General features: G+C 34.4%; 17 protein-coding genes and 2 pseudogenes. 6 read left to right on the forward strand and 13 right to left on the reverse strand.

From position 1 onward, the window contains the following. Positions 1-918: 918 nt before the first annotated feature. Positions 919-2,202, reverse strand: coding sequence for a DNA (cytosine-5-)-methyltransferase (dcm, locus tag AC1Q8L_RS07455; protein WP_000241631.1), 1,284 nt, complete (start codon positions 2,200-2,202; stop codon positions 919-921). A gap of 260 nt (positions 2,203-2,462) precedes the next feature. On the opposite strand from dcm, the gene AC1Q8L_RS07460 reads away from it, so the two are divergent. Continuing rightward, complete coding sequence (locus tag AC1Q8L_RS07460) at positions 2,463-3,854, forward strand: Sau3AI family type II restriction endonuclease (RefSeq protein ID WP_061661000.1); 1,392 nt, start codon at positions 2,463-2,465, stop codon at positions 3,852-3,854. A 230-nt stretch (positions 3,855-4,084) separates the two neighbouring features. Here the strand turns inward: AC1Q8L_RS07460 and AC1Q8L_RS07465 are convergent, their stop codons facing one another. From AC1Q8L_RS07465 to AC1Q8L_RS07480, 4 genes are all read right to left on the reverse strand, one after another. Further along, entirely contained in the window at positions 4,085-4,753 is a 669-nt protein-coding gene (locus tag AC1Q8L_RS07465) for a BglII/BstYI family type II restriction endonuclease (RefSeq protein ID WP_061660999.1), read from the reverse strand. A 138-nt stretch (positions 4,754-4,891) separates the two neighbouring features. Continuing rightward, complete coding sequence (locus AC1Q8L_RS07470; protein WP_098312148.1) at positions 4,892-5,866, reverse strand: tripartite tricarboxylate transporter substrate binding protein; 975 nt, start codon at positions 5,864-5,866, stop codon at positions 4,892-4,894. Beyond that, positions 5,863-6,540: a response regulator gene (locus tag AC1Q8L_RS07475; protein ID WP_000921517.1), complete on the reverse strand. Its 678-nt coding sequence runs from the start codon at positions 6,538-6,540 to the stop codon at positions 5,863-5,865. Before AC1Q8L_RS07475 ends, AC1Q8L_RS07470 begins: the two co-directional genes overlap by 4 nt. 19 nt (positions 6,541-6,559) lie before the next feature. After that, positions 6,560-8,149, reverse strand: coding sequence for an ATP-binding protein (locus tag AC1Q8L_RS07480; RefSeq protein ID WP_000749650.1), 1,590 nt, complete (start codon positions 8,147-8,149; stop codon positions 6,560-6,562). Between the two features lie 225 nt (positions 8,150-8,374). Here AC1Q8L_RS07480 and AC1Q8L_RS07485 point away from each other — a divergent pair, with 225 nt between their 5' ends. Together AC1Q8L_RS07485 and blaIII are read left to right on the forward strand one after the other, a co-directional pair. Beyond that, complete coding sequence (locus AC1Q8L_RS07485) at positions 8,375-9,694, forward strand: MFS transporter (RefSeq protein ID WP_016513670.1); 1,320 nt, start codon at positions 8,375-8,377, stop codon at positions 9,692-9,694. A gap of 567 nt (positions 9,695-10,261) precedes the next feature. Then, positions 10,262-11,209, forward strand: a complete 948-nt coding sequence (gene blaIII / locus AC1Q8L_RS07490; RefSeq protein WP_000497845.1) for a class A beta-lactamase BlaIII — start codon at positions 10,262-10,264, stop codon at positions 11,207-11,209. Positions 11,210-11,377: 168 nt separating this feature from the next. On the opposite strand, the gene AC1Q8L_RS07495 is transcribed toward blaIII, so the two are convergent. From AC1Q8L_RS07495 to AC1Q8L_RS07525, 7 genes are all read right to left on the reverse strand, one after another. Beyond that, complete coding sequence (locus AC1Q8L_RS07495; protein ID WP_002093894.1) at positions 11,378-11,536, reverse strand: hypothetical protein; 159 nt, start codon at positions 11,534-11,536, stop codon at positions 11,378-11,380. A 104-nt stretch (positions 11,537-11,640) separates the two neighbouring features. Further along, entirely contained in the window at positions 11,641-11,802 is a 162-nt protein-coding gene (locus AC1Q8L_RS07500) for a hypothetical protein (RefSeq protein ID WP_000598350.1), read from the reverse strand. Between the two features lie 288 nt (positions 11,803-12,090). Beyond that, the gene (locus AC1Q8L_RS07505) at positions 12,091-12,486 is read right to left on the reverse strand and encodes an alpha-ketoglutarate permease (RefSeq protein WP_098312149.1); all 396 of its coding nucleotides are present in this window, start codon (positions 12,484-12,486) and stop codon (positions 12,091-12,093) included. Between the two features lie 536 nt (positions 12,487-13,022). Then, a complete protein-coding gene (locus AC1Q8L_RS07510; protein ID WP_000764214.1) occupies positions 13,023-13,547 on the reverse strand; it encodes a nuclear transport factor 2 family protein in 525 nt (174 codons plus the stop codon). Positions 13,548-13,698: 151 nt separating this feature from the next. Beyond that, positions 13,699-14,091: a nuclear transport factor 2 family protein gene (locus tag AC1Q8L_RS07515; RefSeq protein WP_001046367.1), complete on the reverse strand. Its 393-nt coding sequence runs from the start codon at positions 14,089-14,091 to the stop codon at positions 13,699-13,701. 4 nt (positions 14,092-14,095) lie between these two features. Continuing rightward, positions 14,096-14,917, reverse strand: coding sequence for an MBL fold metallo-hydrolase (locus AC1Q8L_RS07520; protein ID WP_000477281.1), 822 nt, complete (start codon positions 14,915-14,917; stop codon positions 14,096-14,098). A gap of 325 nt (positions 14,918-15,242) precedes the next feature. After that, positions 15,243-15,863 carry a DsbA family protein gene (locus AC1Q8L_RS07525; RefSeq protein WP_000448622.1) on the reverse strand — a complete coding sequence of 207 codons (621 nt, stop codon included), beginning with the start codon at positions 15,861-15,863 and terminating at the stop codon, positions 15,243-15,245. A gap of 628 nt (positions 15,864-16,491) precedes the next feature. Here AC1Q8L_RS07525 and AC1Q8L_RS07530 point away from each other — a divergent pair. Then, positions 16,492-16,763, forward strand: a pseudogene (locus AC1Q8L_RS07530) (alpha-ketoglutarate transporter); the annotation flags it as partial. 60 nt (positions 16,764-16,823) lie between these two features. Here the strand turns inward: AC1Q8L_RS07530 and AC1Q8L_RS07535 are convergent. Further along, positions 16,824-17,135: a hypothetical protein gene (locus AC1Q8L_RS07535; protein WP_001042355.1), complete on the reverse strand. Its 312-nt coding sequence runs from the start codon at positions 17,133-17,135 to the stop codon at positions 16,824-16,826. Positions 17,136-17,392: 257 nt separating this feature from the next. Between AC1Q8L_RS07535 and AC1Q8L_RS07540 the strand changes: the two are divergent. Both AC1Q8L_RS07540 and AC1Q8L_RS07545 read left to right on the forward strand, forming a co-directional pair. Then, positions 17,393-18,429, forward strand: a pseudogene (locus AC1Q8L_RS07540) (hypothetical protein). 16 nt (positions 18,430-18,445) lie between these two features. Continuing rightward, positions 18,446-18,745: a hypothetical protein gene (locus AC1Q8L_RS07545; protein ID WP_002093893.1), complete on the forward strand. Its 300-nt coding sequence runs from the start codon at positions 18,446-18,448 to the stop codon at positions 18,743-18,745. Positions 18,746-18,807 lie beyond the last annotated feature (62 nt).

An 18,807-nucleotide genomic window follows, 5' to 3' on the forward strand; every position in this document is an offset into this window, starting at 1 on the left:
TTATAGACACAGTTAATATATTTTAATTAATGTTTTTAGCTAAAATTATTAATAAGAAAAGGAGGTGATATTTTCCCATCACCTCCTTTTTATTTTGAAAAATAATATCTGGTTAATCTATTTTCAAAGTAATGTAAATCCAGCTTAGACAATCCTATTTTATCTCAAATCCATAGTAGCTATCTGGCTCAACAATGAATCTATAGAATTATCTTTGAATTCAAATTAAACTTTATTAAGTGCTATATAACGATGTGAAAAACGTCAATTTTAAAATAGCATATGAAAGCATATACTTTAAGTCGTAATTAACTATGACTATTAATCAATATTTAATTTCTAAATAACATATAGGAGTAACAAAGTTCATACTGAAAGTAAAATCGTATTTTTTATTACCATCAACTATAATAATTTTGAATTTCCATTCTTTGCAGGTTGTTTCTCTTACCATCGCTAATGAAAATGCTCTCGAAATGTACGTAGAAAAAAATGTTTCTGAATCAGAAATCTAAATATAGAGAAATCCTTCTATTGAATCTGGAGCCATAAAAATTGTACAGAACGGTTATGCAAAATAAAGAATTACAATGCTTTATTTTAACTTCACGTCTAAATACCTATAAATATACATTCTATGATGTTTTTTCAAATTATTAATTATCATTAATAATTTGTTTATGATTTCCTGTTAAATATATTTAATCTGACATGTGATATTTTAGATAATAAAAAAGCACTCTAATAGAGTGCTTTTTTATTGTTCTTGATTTTCTTCTGGCTTCGTAGGACCAAAATAAAAATAACCCTCCATTTTCTCGAAATACACTCTCTCAATTCTATTTATCCGCTTCGTACATTTATTCTTTACAAAAAAAAGTATAGTGAACTAATTCACTATACTCCTTTCTTCATTTATTAAAATAAACTCAACTGCACAATACTATCCATCTTCTCTTCTTCTTCGTTAATCTCTAAAATCCTTTGACCCATTTGCTTCACCAAATCAACCACTAAAGCATTTCCCATACAAAAGTATCTGTTTCTTTGTGGCATTCCTGTATTCGTCCAGTCCATCGGGAAGCCATTTAACAATTCACATTCAACTGGTGTTAAATATCTTAGTCTTTTTGTATAAGGATCTTCGATTACATGTGAACTCCTATTACATGTTCCTTCACTTGTTAACATTGTACGTCCAGGCTTATTTAAATCATCCGGGAAAGCCATTCCTCCCTCAGAATAGAAATATTTATGCCCCGTCGCCTTTGATACTCTTTCTTCTTTTTTAGGACCTTTAAGGTACTTAAGTTCCTCAAATTCCGTTCTTCCCTTTTTGTTAACCTTATCCATTTTCAAATAATATGATTCATCTGCAGGACCAAATTTATCATATACTTTTTGAACAACTTCACCTAAAGTCTCTGGACTTTCAGTTACTGGAACTAATTCTTCCGTATATACTTGTCCATCCATCATTACGCCAGAATTATAGTATTCAGCTTTAAATGTATCAGAAACCTCAATAATATCGACCGGCAACTCAAATTGCCCTCTTTTTTTGTTTTCCTCAGGCGCTTCATGCACTTTAAAAATCGGAGCGAAGAATCCATTTTCACACAATATCTCTAAAGGCTTCATTTTACTTTGAACAGATGTGAAATGAGATTCTTTTAAATACGCAAAAATAAATACTCTTCGTCTTCTTTGAGAATTTCCATAATCAGCAGCGTTAATGACTCTCCATTCCACTACATAACCTGCATCTCTAAAGCTAGCCAGCATAATAGAAAAATCACGACCTCTTTGTTTTGCAGGTGACTTCAATAATCTATCTACATTCTCTAACAAAACAAATCTTGGCTTTCGAGAATTAACTATATTCATTATCTCCCAAAAAAGAACACCTTTTTTCCCTTGTATTCCTTTTTCATTCGATAAAGTACGTGCTACAGAATAGTCCTGGCAAGGGAATCCTCCTACTAATAAATCATGCTCAGGTATTTCCGGCCAAGCTTCCGCTATATCTCTATTTACATGTATTCCTTTATTTTCAAAGCGAGTTGCATAACAATTAAATGCATGTTGTGCTTTAGTTGAGGGCTCCCACTGGTTTCCCCAAAGAACTTCAAAGTTTTCGTTTGCTTCTAGTCCTAATCTAAAACCTCCTACTCCCGCGAAAAGTTCTACTACTTTCACCATAAATACACGAACATCCTTTCGGTATTTTATTTATCTATGCTTCATTATAATAAAAAGTGAGGAAAAGATCAACTATAACATTTCAAGAACCGTACTTTTTTGTATTTCCTTGTTTGGCTTGTACCAATTAAGAAAATTGTTCGCACTTTCTTATAAATTTTACTTATATAAATTTGAAACAGCTTTTTATTATAGCATAACTTTAATATGTATTGTTTAAAATCATACACCGCAGCACTGGATACAGAAAGGAGATTATTATGGACTACACTACAATAGAAGAACTAATGAAAAAAGCACATGAAGCTGAAGGAAAAACATTTGGTGAAATCGACACAACTGACCGACTCGCAAATGCAAAATCAAAAGGTGGGCTAGGGCAAGTAATCGAGGAAAGCTTCTTTGGATATGAAGTAAATTCAAACGCAGAAGCTGACTTTAAACACCTTGGTATTGAACTCAAAGTAACTGCATTTAAACAAAATAAAAACGGTTCATTATCAGCCAAAGAACGGCTAGTCTTAAATATTATCAACTACATGGAAGAAGTTCATACACATTTTGAGACATCAAGCTTTTGGAAAAAAAACGAAAAGCTACTACTAATGTTCTATGAATGGGTACCTGGCGTAGACCGTAAAGATTTTCATATTACAAAAAGCCTTCTGTTCACCTATCCTGAAGCTGATTTAGAAATAATTAAACAAGACTGGGAAACCATCGTAAATAAAATTCGTGCCGGCAAAGCACATGAATTATCTGAAGGTGATACAAACTATTTAGGAGCTTGTACAAAAGGTTCCAATAAAAATTCACTTCGCTCACAACCGCATTCTGAAATTCCAGCAATGCAAAGAGCTTTTTCGTTAAAGCCTTCTTATATGACAGCACTAGTTCGCAGGTATCACCTAAACGAAGAACTAGTAAGTTTTACAACAACAAATGAACTAAAAGGAAAATCTTTAGAAGAAATCCTTTATTCAAAATTTGAAAATTACATAGGCTTAACTGATCAAGAAATCGCTCAAGAATTATCTATCGAGTACAAACCTACAACCAAGAACTTTGTTCCATTACTAGTAAGCTCTTTACTTGGTATTAAAGGAACTCGACTCGATAAAATTGAAGAATTTGCAAAAGCCAATATAGAGTTCAAAACAATTCGTTTAGAACCAAACGGAAAGCCAGAACAAAGCATGTCATTTGAAACGATTGATTTTCATCAATGGACAAACGAATCATGGGAAGAAAGCGAAATTCGAGAACGCTTCTATCAAACCAAATTTTTATTCGTAATTTTTGAATTTAACCAAACAAAAAAAGAAAACCCAAACCGTAAACTCTACTTTAAAGGCATTAAGCTTTGGAACATGCCTGTCCCTACAATAGAAAAAGAAATACGTGAACTATGGGAAGAAGTTAATAAAGTTATAAATGAAGGTATTCAAATTGAATATAAAAAACGTGGTGATAAAGTCGTCGAAACAAATAACCTACCAAAAATAAACTTCAACGGTGTCGCGCATATTAGACCAAAAGCCCGCAACGGTGCCGATAAAGTAACTTTACCTGATGGCCAGCAAATTACAAAGCAGTGTTATTGGTTAAATAATTCATACATAGCTAATATTATTACTGATAAAAAATCATAAAGATTTAATTTATAAAGAAATTACCATTCATGATAAAAAGCAGATATCAATTTTATCCCTAAAGATATCTGCTTTTATCAATTTGTTACGATTTTACAAATAGTATCTCTAATGACCGATTATCTAGTTATTCCAACATTAATTGAAGTTGAAATCCCTAATAATATAATTAATAATTGATGAATATTCAAAAAACAATCCCAATAAAAATAAGTACTTTCCCTAACCTTTTATACTTTTAAATCATTTATGTATCCTTTCACTATCTCACAATGCTGAGGATATGTATCTTTTAGTGCTCCTTTCAAAACTTTTAAATCTTCTGTAATATCTTTTACATTCCAGGCTGTAGAGCCATCATCAAAAAGTCCAATAACTAGTGTTGGAACAGTAACAGATAGTTTTGCAGCTGGTATTTCCCTTATTGTTTTTTCATAATTTGAAACACCACTATCAATTCTCTTACAAAGTTCATAAGAAGGAACAATTAAAATACATATATCTGTTAAATCATAAGAAAAGCTGAGTTGAAACTTGAAGTAGTTACGATAACTGGAAGCAACGTTACCAAACTCAACTTCAATTTGAAGTTTAAGAATAACTTCTCCTGTATCAGGATCAATATAGTATTTTCGAAAATCAGAGCGTAATGCATCATCAGATGTATTCGGTGTAGCTCGAGGCTCTTTTTCCCAGCCAAGCTCTTCGAATCTCAAAAGAAAATAAGTATTCATTATCTGCTGTATAACTTCCAGCTGTGACTGACTGCCCGATTTCCCCTTGTATATTGGAACAGGGCAATCACGACAAACCATTATCAATTCGTTATATGCAGCTTCAAAACGGGGATGTTGCAAAATCTCTTCTGCATACCTATAAGAATATGTTTCTACTTTCATTTTTCTATCTCCCTAAATATCTTAGTTACAATACTTCTCTAGCATTTAATTAATTTGCTACTCCCAAAGTATACCTTAAAATTCAGCATTATTAACATTGAATATACTAATTTTTACAAACAAACCAATAGAAGGGTGTTAATTACTAAATCTAACCATCCCCCCATACCACCCACTACTCTCCTCCAAAAACCCCCTACTCTCCCCACTATCCTTATAATAAGAATTCCAACCCCGCTCCCTCAAAATCCCCTTCCAACTCTCACTCTCCACCATCCTCTTAATAACACCATCCCAATAAGCAACCTCTTCCTCCGTCATATCTTTCGGGCCCATAATTCCTTTCCAGTGCTGGAATGTAACGTTGATTCCTTGTTCTTTCCATGTTGGGATTTCTGGTAGTCGGTCTAGTCGTTTTGATGCGGATACGGCTAGTATTTTTATTTTGCCGGCTTTGTATTGTTTTTCGGCTTCGGATAGGGTCATGGTTGCGGCGCCTATTTGTTTGTTCGTTAGGGCGTTTATGATTTTTTCTTTGTTTTCGTAGACGAAGAATTGTAGTTCGGCAGGGTTTATGCCGAATGCTTTGCTTACTTGTACGAAGGATAGGTGATCGTCGTTTCCTAGGCCTGGGGCAACGCCGATTTTGAAGTTTTTCTTGTTTTGTTTTAGTTGTTCCATGAGTTGTTTTGCGTTTTCTATGTTTGAGTCTTTTGATACGACAACAACTTCCCAATCTGATGCAAGTGTTGCGAGCGGTGTGAAGTCTTTATATGTTAGTTTACTGTGGCCTAGTAGGTTGTTCGTTATGAGTAAGCTTGAGTTAATCGCCAGTACGTGACCGCCTTTTTGTTTCGTATATTTCCATCCGACATCACCGCTGCCACCTACTTTGTTTGTGACTGTGATTGGTTTTGTGAAGATTTTTTCTTCTGCTAGTGTTTTTTGCATTGCTCGTGCTGTTAAGTCCCATCCTGCTCCTTGAACGTTTGGCGCAACGATTTCTAATTTGTCGATGTTCACTTTATTCGTATGGGATTTTTCCGAGGAACAACCAGCTATTACTATTACTCCTGTCATGATCCATATACATAGTAATAATCGTTTTTTCATAGTCCTCTTCCTATTCGGTATTTTCGTTCTGGTCGTCCGATAATGCCGTATGTGTACTCTACTGTGCATTCGCCGGTCGCTACTAAGTATTCTAAATATCTTCTTGCGGTTGTTCTGGAGGCCCCCATTTGTTCTCCCATTTCTTCTATTGTAATGCCCTCTTCAAATCCTTTTATAATCCCTTTCACTTTTTGCAGTGTTAACGGATCCACACCTGTCGGTAAGTTTTTTATGTCTTGTGTTTGCGAAGTCCCAAAGAAGTTATCGATGAGTGCTTGATTTACTTCATTGTTACTATGTAATAATTGCTTCTTTCTTTTATAGTCTTCAATGGTGCGAACGAATTTTTCTAACGTGACCGGTTTTATAAGGTAATTGCTTACGCCATTTCGAATTGCTTTTTCTAGCATATAGTTTTCATTCGCCGCTGTTACCATAATGACGTCAACGCTTGGAAAGTCAGCATGAATTTGTGGTAATAAGTCAGTTCCAATTCCATCTGGTAAGTAATTATCTAATAGAAGCAAATCGATTTCTTCCTTTTGTAGTAGTTCCATCGTTTCTTTCGCGTTCAATGCTTTTCCAATCACTTTTACGTCCTTTATTTTTAATAAAAACTCTTCCTGAATTTGCGCGACGCGGAAATCATCTTCTGCAATTGCCACCTTCAACATATGTCCATCCCCCTGTTTGTCATGTACTTTCTTTCAATGTTTTCGGAAGGTAAATTATAAAAATAGCTCCCCCATTTTTCTCGTTTTGAATTTCAATTGTTCCCTCTAGTAGATCTACCATTTCTTTCACGTTTGCTAGTCCGTAACCACGATCAGTTCCTTTCGTTGAAAATCCTTTTTGAAAAATGGTCGTTATTTTTTCTGCCGGTATTCCTATCCCGCTATCTATCACTTCAAACACAATATCGTGCCCAATATCCGTAACGAAGAAAGAAACTCTCTTCTCCTCTCGTTCACTCACCGCATCAAATGCATTATCAATTATGTTTCCAAGGATCGTAATAAGATGCGACACCTTTATATGGTCTGGTAACGGATGAAGCGCACTATCTCCTTCAATATGAAACTCAATTTTCTTCTCAGACGCTGTTCCGAGTTTTCCTAATAAAATAGCTTGTACTTTCGCATCGTGAATTTGATGGAACAAAATATGATTTTGGCTTTGATGAATGTTAGATTCTTGTTGGATAAATTCAATTGCTTCTTTGTAATGTCCTAACTGAAGTAATCCTGATAAGACGAAAAGTTTATTTGTAAATTCATGTGTTTGAGCACGTAAGTCCTCGGAATATTTTCTTACCTCAGATATCGTATTCACTAAGTTTTGCAGTTCTGTTTTATCTCTAAAACTACATACAACGCCTACCGTACTATTATTTTCGAGTATCGGTGTCATGTTTAAAATAAACACTTTATCTTGAAACGCGATTTCTTGATCGGTTTCTAGCACTCTTTCCATATTAAAATTCGGTAAAACTTTTGAAATGTGCTGCTGCATATAATCATCATTTACATGAAGCATTTCTTCTGCCGACGTGTTCATCATCGTAATAAAACCGTTTTGATCAATAGCTATAATTCCTTCTTTTATAGATAGTAGTATCGCGCTTCGTTCCCGGTATAACGCTGCGATTTCATTCGGCTCTAAACCGAGTGTATCTTTTCTGATGCTACGCGCTAAAAGGATTCCACCAACAATGCCGGCTAATAATACCGCTAAGGAAAAGAGTATAATTTCTTTCGTTCTACTCAATATGTTAGATTCAATACCTTGTATTGAAAACTCTACTGTTACAACGCCTACTACTTGATCATAGTCTCCGTTATGAACAATAATAGGTGCCTTTGCCATTAAGGCTGGACCACTTACACCATTTCCTTCAAGCGTATAGTACCCTCCAAAAGTGAGTGCCTCATAGTTATACGGGTTGTTACTCTTTGTTCCAATCAACCCCGAATTAGAATGTGAATACATAACCCCAAAACGGTCTTCTATAATGACATAATCTGCACCAGCTTGCTCCCGAACTTGTTCCGCAATGGATTGAATCGTATTTTTATGCTCGTTATTTTGAAAAGCATCTTTTATAGCTGGCATAAAAGAAAGCGACTTCGCTGTTTGCAGTGCTAACTGCTCCACTTGGCGCTTCGTATCAACGGACTGAATGTAAACAAATATTCCCGCTAATAGGAGAACGACAAATACAATTAACGCGATAATTAAGCTTACTATTTTCGTTTGCAATGAAACTTTGCGTGATTTCTTCATACTCCATATCCTTTGATAAAATATTCAAAACTATCAATCTCCTTTTTCTATTATTATGACAAAACTGAAAATGAAGCAACTATTAAAAATATCCATGTTCATAAAGTACAAAAAGAATAAAATTGTCATAATATTGAGATTTTATTTAAAGAACAGTACAATTCAACTACAATGAACACGCTTTCATAATTATCATTTTATTTATAAGCAAGAGGAGGAATTAGTATGGCTCAAGTAAAATCAAACCGAGTCGCCGGCAATATCTTTAAAGGTTCTGTCGGTAATTTAATTGAATGGTACGACTGGTACGTTTACTCTGCTTTCGCCGTTTATTTTTCAGCAGAGTTCTTTCCTAAAGGCGATCCAACGAGTCAGTTACTGAACACAGCGGCTATTTTCGCAGTTGGATTTTTAATGCGCCCTATCGGAAGTTTATTAATGGGACGCTATGCGGATCGGCACGGACGCCGGGCAGCATTAACGCTTTCCATTACAGTTATGGCCGGTGGTTCTTTAATTATTGCCTGTACACCGAGTTACGAAAGTATCGGTATTATGGCCCCTATTATTTTAGTTCTTGCTCGTTTACTTCAAGGGTTGTCACTCGGCGGAGAGTACGGAACTTCCGCAACATATTTATCTGAAATGGCTAGTAGTGGACGCCGTGGCTTTTATTCAAGTTTCCAATATGTAACGCTCGTTGCTGGGCAAATGGTTGCGTTAGGCGTTCAAATTGTTCTTCAGCAATTACTAAGCGAACCAGATATGAAAGCTTGGGGATGGCGTATCCCGTTCATTATTGGAGCGATGGGCGCAGTAGCTGTATTATGGCTTCGCCGCACGATGGATGAGTCGGAGCAGTTCTCAAACATAAAATCACAAAAACGCGAGAGCGCAGGAACCGTTCGCGCGCTTATGAAACACCCGAAAGCAGTATTAACAGTAGTCGGCCTAACTTTAGGAGGTACCGTTGCATTTTATACGTACACAACATATTTACAAAAGTTCATGGTAAACACAGTCGGCCTTCCGAAAGAAGTTGTAAGCTGGATTAACTTTGTCGCACTACTTATATTTGTCGTACTTCAACCGATTGCAGGGCTACTATCCGATAAAATTGGACGCCGCCCACTATTAATGGCATTCGGTATTCTCGGAACATTACTAACAGCGCCAATCTTCTTCTTCATGGAAAAAACGACAGAACCAATCGTAGCATTTTTACTCATGATGGTCGGTCTCATTATCGTTACTGGTTACACTTCCATTAACGCAATTGTAAAAGCAGAACTCTTCCCAACTGAAATTCGCGCACTTGGCGTAGGTTTACCATATGCACTAACAGTTGCGATATTTGGCGGAACAGCTGAGTTCATCGCTTTATGGCTAAAGAGTATCGGAATGGAATCACTATTCTACTTCTACGTAGCTGGCTGTATCGCGATAAGCTTTATTACGTATTGGCGTATGGATGAGTCATCGAAAACTTCGCAGATTGAGGCGGAGCTTGGTGGGGATAAATTAGTTAACAATAAATCTAGTTAAAATTATGTATTCTATTATCTTCGTTTATCTGAAAAAGCATAATTCGTTAATATGCAATTTAAAAACCTCTACTTATATGTAGAGGTTTTTGTATAACGAAAAAACACGTAGTTCCATTGTTAATTTACAAACCCCAAATTCTTCCTCATCTTAAAGTGGAACAAATTTATTACTTAGAGTGTCTAATAAGTGTATTTCTAATATGAGTTGTCCAGATTGGATACAACATATCCCGTTTGACATCTATTTTTATGTATTACAAAAAAATGAAAGGACTTATTATTCCCAAAAGTAAAAAACATGTATTGTAATACTTTCACAGGTGAACCATTACAAGTGGAAACAAAAAAGAAATAACGCAAACTGTGACTTATCAATCATATAAAGTGAAACTTTAATCAGCGGGGGTCTTACTGCCCAGCAAATAGCGGGATAAACGTTTTGGATGTCATTTAACCTGTGAAATTTTAGCTGCAGTAGTATTGTTACCCAATGCCATCTTTAATTGCATTGGTATTTAGAATACCTAGACAAAATCCATATATTCTTGAAAGAGGTTGAAAATTTATGTTCGTTTTAAACAAGTTCTATAACATTTTACATTACAAAAAGATTGTACCTGTAGTATTACTTTCATGCGTATCACTTATAGGCTGTTCCAATAGTAATGCTCAATCTGAACCACCTAAACAAACGAATCAAGCTAATCAAATTAAACAAGAAAATACAGGAAGTCAATCTTTTGCTAAACTTGAAAAAGAATATGATGCTAAGCTTGGTATTTATGCACTGGACACAGGTACGAATCAAACGATTGCTTATCATTCAGATGATCGTTTTGCGTTTGCATCTACATCTAAATCATTAGCTGTGGGCGCTCTTTTACGCAAGAACTCATTAGAAGCTCTTGATCAAAGAATTACGTATACTCATGAAGATCTTTCTAATTATAATCCAATTACTGAAAAGCATGTTGATACAGGAATGACGTTAAAAGAACTTGCAGATGCTTCAGTTCGATATAGTGACAGCACAGCACATAATTTGATTCTTAAACAGTTAGGAGGTCCCTCTGAATTTGAAAAAATCTTGAGAGAAATGGGAGATACTGTTACTACTTCAGAACGATTTGAACCTGAATTAAATGAAGTGCATCCAGGAGAAACACATGATACCAGTACACCAGAAGCAATAGCTAAGACGCTTCAATCATTTACATTAGGGACTGCACTTCCAATAGAAAAACGTGAACTATTAGTAGATTGGATGAAGAGAAATACAACTGGAGATAAATTGATTCGTGCTGGCGTACCAAAAGGATGGGAAGTAGCTGATAAAACAGGCGCGGGATCTTACGGAACAAGAAATGATATCGCAATTATTTGGCCACCAAATAAAAAGCCGATTGTTCTTGCTATACTTTCTAATCATGATAAAGAAGATGCTAAATATGATGATAAACTTATTGCAGACGCAACCAAAGTCGTGTTAAATACCTTAAAAGCTACGGAATAAATGATAATAGGTTAAAAGTTTTCTATTTTAGGCGGTTTTTTCTCTAGTAGGAGTTGCACCGCATTTTCATCAACTAAAAATTTAATAGTGTCCTCAAAACGAAATTTGGTGCTACCCCTAAAACATCTAGACTGTAATAGCCAATAAAAAATGCAAACCAAACGCCCCTTAATCAGTCGTTTGGTTTGCATTTCCTTTTTCTAAAACCACAGAAAAGATAAGTACTATAGTTAACAGCATAATAAACCTTACTTCACTTCCATCACTTACAAAAAATGAATACAAAGTATATATTAAAATTAATATTCCATAAATAATTTTGTGCAATGTACTCCCTCCTTTTTGCCGTATATATTTTAGTATAAAAGTTTGATTCAAGTCCTATATCCAAATGAAAATACTTTTCTCTTGTTCATTTATCTATTTTCTTTTTATAACTCAAACTTCTTCGAATCGTACTTTTCTAGAATTTGCTGCAATTCATTTTGTTCATATAGAATATGCTGATTTGTCTGTACATCTTCAACATTTGCTCCACCTGCTAATAATCTCCTGTACTTAAAAGAGTGCCCTGTTAATACTGTTTTAATCATTTTGTATTGCCCTCCTTTTGTTTGATTACTTGTATCATAAAACAGGTATCTGAAGTTGATATGTAGTCTATCTAGAGTGTATGTAAATTTAGAAAATCTCTAATAAAATGTTTGTATTGTAACGTTACCACCAAAACTATTGCCCTAAACACCATGATTTGAAGAGATAGGCCCCCATGTTCTAGTCTCAATTCCTCCTACAGTTCTATATTCAGTAAAACTGGTTAATCCCTATAATATAAAAAGAGCACCACTTTTTGGATGCTCCTCGTTATAACTATATATTATTTAATTTCCTTCTTTTGCTGGTACCATTTTTCCTTCTTGAGAATCTGTACCTTCTGTTCTTTCAACTGTTTTTGCATATTCTGGTTTCTCAGGGGATCCCATTTCAAATCCTGGTTGAGAATCTGTACCTTCTTTTGTTGGTACCATTTTTCCTTCTTGAGAACCTGTCCCCTCTGTTCTTTCAACAGTTTTTGCGTTTCCTTTAGGAGTTGCTGGCACTGCATCTTTAGGTAAATCAAAGTTTTGTGAGAAAGACGTTGTTCCATCTACACTCTGTGTAATTACTTGATTTGAACTATCTTCATTTGACTTTAAATTTTCCATTTTCGCATCATCTGCACCTCCCGCTACCAATCCTGTACTTAAAATTGCTCCTGCTAATAATGTTTTAATCATTTTTCATTACCTCCTGTTTATTTGTAATATTCATCAAAAAAGTATCTAGAGTTAATGTTTTAGTCATTATCTTTATCTACTTGCTTTTTGATTACATTTAGCATAAGACAAGAATCTATAGTTGATATGGACTGCATCTGGAGATTATGTAAAGAAAAACGGATGATCCATTGCATATCCTAATGGATGCTTAGACAAGATTGAAACTTTATATGAATTTGAATAATTGAGTTCCCCTTTGTTTTTGGGTGTGAGGGACTAACCCTTTCTAATTTGAAAGCAAACTTTTTATTAATTGAAGAATTAAAAGAGGTGGGGATCTTACTGCCCGTTAATGCGAGATAAAAGAAAACCGCCTGAAATGATGTGTAATCGAATAGTAGTACATAAAAAAATACAAGTAACAATAAATTAAATCTCGTTAAAACAAAAAGGAGATATCCCAGGCATGGTACTAGGACATCTCCTTTACTTATCTAGATTTCTAAATTCTATACCGCACTATCAATTAGACAATTATTAAATATATCTTCTATCTAAAACATCGTATTATCATTAGCTGCTTCACTTGGAATCTCTTGAATTACATCCCAGTGTTCGACAATCTTTCCATCCTTGATACGAAATATATCCACTATAGCAACTCCCTTATCTTGAGAATTAGTACGAGAATGTACATGAAGAGCAACTGTATCCCCTTCAGCTACTACACGTTTAATCTCTGCAGAGGAATTAGGATTTTTAACAAAATCCTCCTTAAAGAAATCCATGAAGGCTTTTCGTCCATCAGCAACAAAAGGATTATGTTGCTTATAATCTTCGCTAACATATTTAGGGATAATATCGATATTATGTTTGTTAAAAACTTCATTATAGAAATCAACTACCATCTTTTTATTCTTTTCATTTTCTTTCACTTCTTTTGATACAGAAGCAACATTCTCACTCTTTATTGAGTTTCCTTTGTTATTACCGGTGGAAGCTTGATATACCAAAGTCGAAACTACTCCTAAAATAAATACAGAAATAATTGTTATGATTAAACTTTTCTCTAATTTCATATATACCTACCTCTTCTACTTAAATAAGTTTTCTTCTATAAAAAGTTTGAAGAAGGAGAAACCTTCCCCAAAATGTAATGTCAGGGGTAATGTTAGGAATTTCATTTATCCTAACCTCCCCCTATACAAGGCATATTAGAAACGATTAACTCTAACTTAATACCTCATTAACAGTTGCACTGTCCACAATTTGAATAAACTTCTTAACCTTATCGTTCTCATCAAACTTATAAAGATGACAAAAATCTGCTACAAATGACTTACCTGTAGCTTTATATGTTCCACTATATTTTCCATACACAATAACAGTATTGTTATTAAAAGTATAAATTTCATCTTTAGCGCTATAGTCATCCCATTCCGTGCCAAGACGTTCATGTACGTTTTTCACTACTTCATCTGGACCTATATAAGTACCTGCATATGGAAACCCAGCAGCTTCTGTCCAAGATACATTTTCACTTAAATACGTTTTGAACGCATCCAATTTCCCTTCGCCAGTTAACACATACGTTTCATGTAATAGTTTTTGATATTTATTCATATCATTAACCCCAAGGCATTTCTTTTGTTACAACTTTTGCACTTAATTCTAATACACCTTTATTTGCATAGTCTGGATATGCTGCTTCAAGTTTTGCCACAAAATCTTTTGAAGTTCCACTTTCCTCAGAAGCTTGAACCGCAGTTCTTAGATAATCCATTGTCGCAGTAAGTGCTTGATTATTTAGAGATTTTTCGATTGATCCATGGCTTGGTACAATTATGTCAGCATGTAATGCTTGTAACACTTTCAAGTTCTCAATCCACGCCTCCATCGCCCCTTTTGAACTAGTATCCGCTAAGAATACATGTATTTCGTTAAATACATCAATACCACCAATTAATACTTTCAGCTCTTTATTAAATAAGCTAGTTCTGTAATGATCTAAGCCTACTAGTTCAAATGTTAACCCCTGAAAATCAATTGTGTTTTCTTTAAACACTTGAGGTAATACCACGTTACTTGGTGCATTTTCTCCAAGGACGTCTTTCCAAACTTTTAATTTCCCTAAGACAGAATGAACGATATGTTCAACAGTAGACTCCGTAGCATACGCTATAGCTTCTGGGTAAGCAACTTTAATATTTTCTAATCCAAAGTAGTAATCAGGATCCCCATGAGTAATAAAGATTTTATCTAAAGATAAGTCATTTTTTTTCAGATACTCAACAATTTCTTTCGAATCAGATTGAGTAAATTTTGAGTTTATTAAAAATGCATGTCCTGCTTTCTCAACTAATGTTGCTGTGACCATAAAGCTTTTTTCATCCGAACTAAACACCGTTAATTTCACATCTTGTTGATTTGTATCGATTGTTTTAAACATAGTATGTTATTCTCCTTTTGTTAAAGTTATGAACTAATTATCATATTTTTATCTTGTTCCGATAAAGTGAAACTTTAATCAGTGGGGGTTTTGTTCATCCCCCACTGATTAAAGTTTCACTTTATCGGACTTTTACGGACAGTTGATCCCCCACCTAACTTCTTTGCTTCCACTGAATTTTGAGGTGGGGGTCTTACTGCCCGTTAAAGCGGGATAAAATCTCCCACTCCCATTCATCTGAAAGTGTAATAGTACTGGCGAATATTCCGGAGATGAATGTCAGGTGGCCTAAGATAACATGTTTGCTACTATATCCTAAATTTTCTTAATATAAATTTTTAAAACGTGCTTCAATTTTATCCGGCGTCATTACGCCACCACCAATAGGAATAATTTGATTATCCTTTTGTAAAAGTAAGGAAGGATAGCTATTAACACCAAGCTGTCGAACTTTATTGAAATCATTTTGGACATCTATTATTGTTTCTTGAGCGTTTAAACGTTCTAATACTTGTTCAGGGTCCAAACCATGCTCGATTGCAATTTTGCGATATGTTTCAGGATCACTCAGACTTTGGCCCTCATAATAAAACGCTTTTTGCATAGCCGAAGTGAATTCTAATAAACGGTCTGGCGCTAATGAGCGTAAAGCTGAAAAGCCAATTGCAGCATCTTTCGAATTCATTTTAAAAGTCCCTTCCTCCACCAATTTTTGATATGAAGGACCAAATTCAGCACCTGTAAGTTGATTAATTCTTTTATTTCCTTCTTCTATATATGAGAAGTTTTTCATTGGTAAATTATCTAAAAATAACCCTCCACATAAAACCGTTAATGGCACTTCAGTGTGGTTTTTGTAAAATCCTTTAATACTTTCTGAAAAACCATAGCACCATCCACAATATGCATCCCATACGTAAATAAGGTTATCTTGTTTCGTCTCCATTTAAATCTCCTACCTTTTTTTTATTATCCAGCTCAACTAAATTTTTGGTTTATATAAGTACATCTTTTTATACCTTGTTCTTTTTTAGATACCTTACTATATTTCCCCAAAACTAATATTTCCAAAGAAAGATCCACCAATGTTTTTAACAAAAGATAACGTTGCACCTTATTGCCCCGTAACAGAAAATACTAAAGCTTAGAATATGCATTGATTTGAATGTGTTAGTAACTTTCTACACCGGGTGGCAACGTATGGACCACCATCCTTAATTAAATATATAAATCATATTTTTAGCAGATATTAGTTGTAACTAAATTGATTACATCTTTATGTAACTATTTTAGTTACAACTAATATAGAAGTCAATTCTTTTTTTCGAAAACATTAAATTTCTACATTAATCTACAACCAATCCCACTCTTTAAAAAAATATATCAACGATTATTCGATTATATCGATCGTAACTCCGAATATATCAACGTTTCGACACAACATATCGATTTACCGACAAATTTCGAGCGCGTTATCTCCTAAACTAACAACCAATCCCACATCACGTTCACCTACAAAACAAAAAAGTACCAGATCTCTCCATATCCACCAAGTTTCAAAAATGATGGATATAGAACCCATGGTAGCATTTTCACTCATGATATTCGTCCTCATCATTTTTATTGGCTACACATCCATTAACGCAATTGTAAAAGCGGAACAGCTGAGTTCATCGCATTATTGCTAAAGAGTATCGGAATGGAATCACTATTCTACTTCTACGTAGCTGGCTGTATCGCGATAAGCTTTATTACGTATTGGCGTATGGATGAGTCATCGAAGACTTCGAAGATCGAGGCGGAGCTTGGTGGTGGGGATACATTAGTTAATAATAAATCTAGTTAAAAAAGGCACCTTAAGGTGCCTTTTTCTCATTTGAATTTACTATTTGAGTAATCTAATCGTTTACCTTTGATCCTTAAATCCCCAACCGGAGACTAAATAGTTTTGCGTTTTATTTATCGTAACGCGAATTGCCTTTTTCTTATCATTTTTAGAATAACCTTCTACATCAATAAAACCATCACGTACTCCATGTAAAATCTCAACTTTAGTAACTACAAGATCTATATTTTCTTTATCCTTCATATAGTTTATTGCTACTTTTGAAGCTTTATCTTGAGTAATATTTTTGTTGTACATTGTATAAGATATGTAGCCTATTATTAATAATAAAATTGTAAAAATAGCAATATTCACCTTTTTTCTCTTATTCAATATATTTCCTCCTTAAGAAGATTTATAATATAACTATAAATCTTTTTTGAGGAGATGGAAATATGGGAAGTTCAGTTTCAGATAAAAGCCTTTCCCATTTGGCTACTAGTAGTTATGGTGATGCTCTTACAGAAGTTGTAGAATTTGGTAAACAAAAAGAGATTTGGAAACCTGTAGAAATAAATGGTGCTGTTCTTCATAACTCAAATAATAGCTTTGATGCCACTGTTTACAAGAATGAAGAAACAAAACAAGTTGTGATTGCTTTTCGCGGCTCTTGGGAAGCACCTGATTTTTATGATGCAGATGCATTTGATGTTATGGGTAATCGTTTTAGAAAAAATCAAGATAGTTTGGAAAAAATGAATAGCTTTGACACTTCATCACTTCCTTTAACTGAACAATTTAATTTCACTATGGCGAAAGAAAGAAAGCAAAAAATAGTTGCAGAAAGTCAATTTACTAATGCTGATGATTTACAAAAGAAGTAAAGAAATATATGAAAGACCCTAAAAATGGGTTAGACGGATACCAGCTTACATTAACCGGCCATTCTCTAGGTGGTGGTTTAGGTGAATACGCTGGGGTTATGAATGATGTAGCAGTTGTTAGTTACGAAGCTCCAAATGTTATTGATTCATTACCTAAAGATAAAAAGGAAAAAGCCTTAAGGGGGGATTATAAAGATCAAATTACAACTATCGGAAACCCCAATGATACTGTATTTACTGGTTTTAGAGGAAATGATAATAAAAATAGAGGTCGTATAGGTCATTTATTTTATACAGATAAACCAGATATAAAAAATGATAATAGGATTCATGATGCAAGTAGTTATATTCCATTTTTACCTTTTTTAACAAATGGTTATAATACTGTTCGTTTTTTCATGGGTTTTATGGGACCAAGCTTTCATTCCATGGATAACCTTAGTCACGATAAATACGGTTATTTAAATATGCCGAATATGTACGATGGGGAGACAGGAGAGAAAATTCAGGGATCCCCGCGCGCTGATGGGGTTACAATTCATTTAACAGTCGAAGAAGTTAAACAAATCACTTCAGATTTAAGAAGAGAAATTGATGATATTAACCAAAAGATCGTACAAGCAAGCAATAAAATTATTAATGTATTACAACAATCACCAGCTAGTGTTGATGGTAATTTAATTAATACACTTACATACGGCATTTATGGATTTCAAAGAGGGTATATGGAACGTATTCGTTCTGAGGCTGATTTCATAGAACAAAGAGCGGTTGAATTTGAAACTGTTGATAAACAAAACTGAAAAACGGGTGATCTTCATGAAAAATTATGATGTTATAGCACATGCTGCCGATGTAGTAGGTGCCAAAAATGATTTAGAATCGTGTATTTTAGAATTAGAAAATCACAGAAAAAATGTCAATGCCATAAAAACACTATTGGGACATAGCTGGAAAGGAAATACCGCTAAAGAAATTGAAAGAAGGTTAAGTGAAGTAGAGAAAGAACTTGTCTATAGAATTGATGAATTTAGAAAGATAGGAGATGATTTAGATAGATATAGAAGAGCAATGGATAGCTTCGCGAATCAATTCATGATGATGGGGCCTAAATATTAGTATAAAAACACCCTAATGTATCCATTTCTGACTTCGATAAATATATATAATCTTAGCTCTGC

It is taken from the genome of Bacillus sp. GW823-FHT06A11 (genome assembly GCF_058795355.1).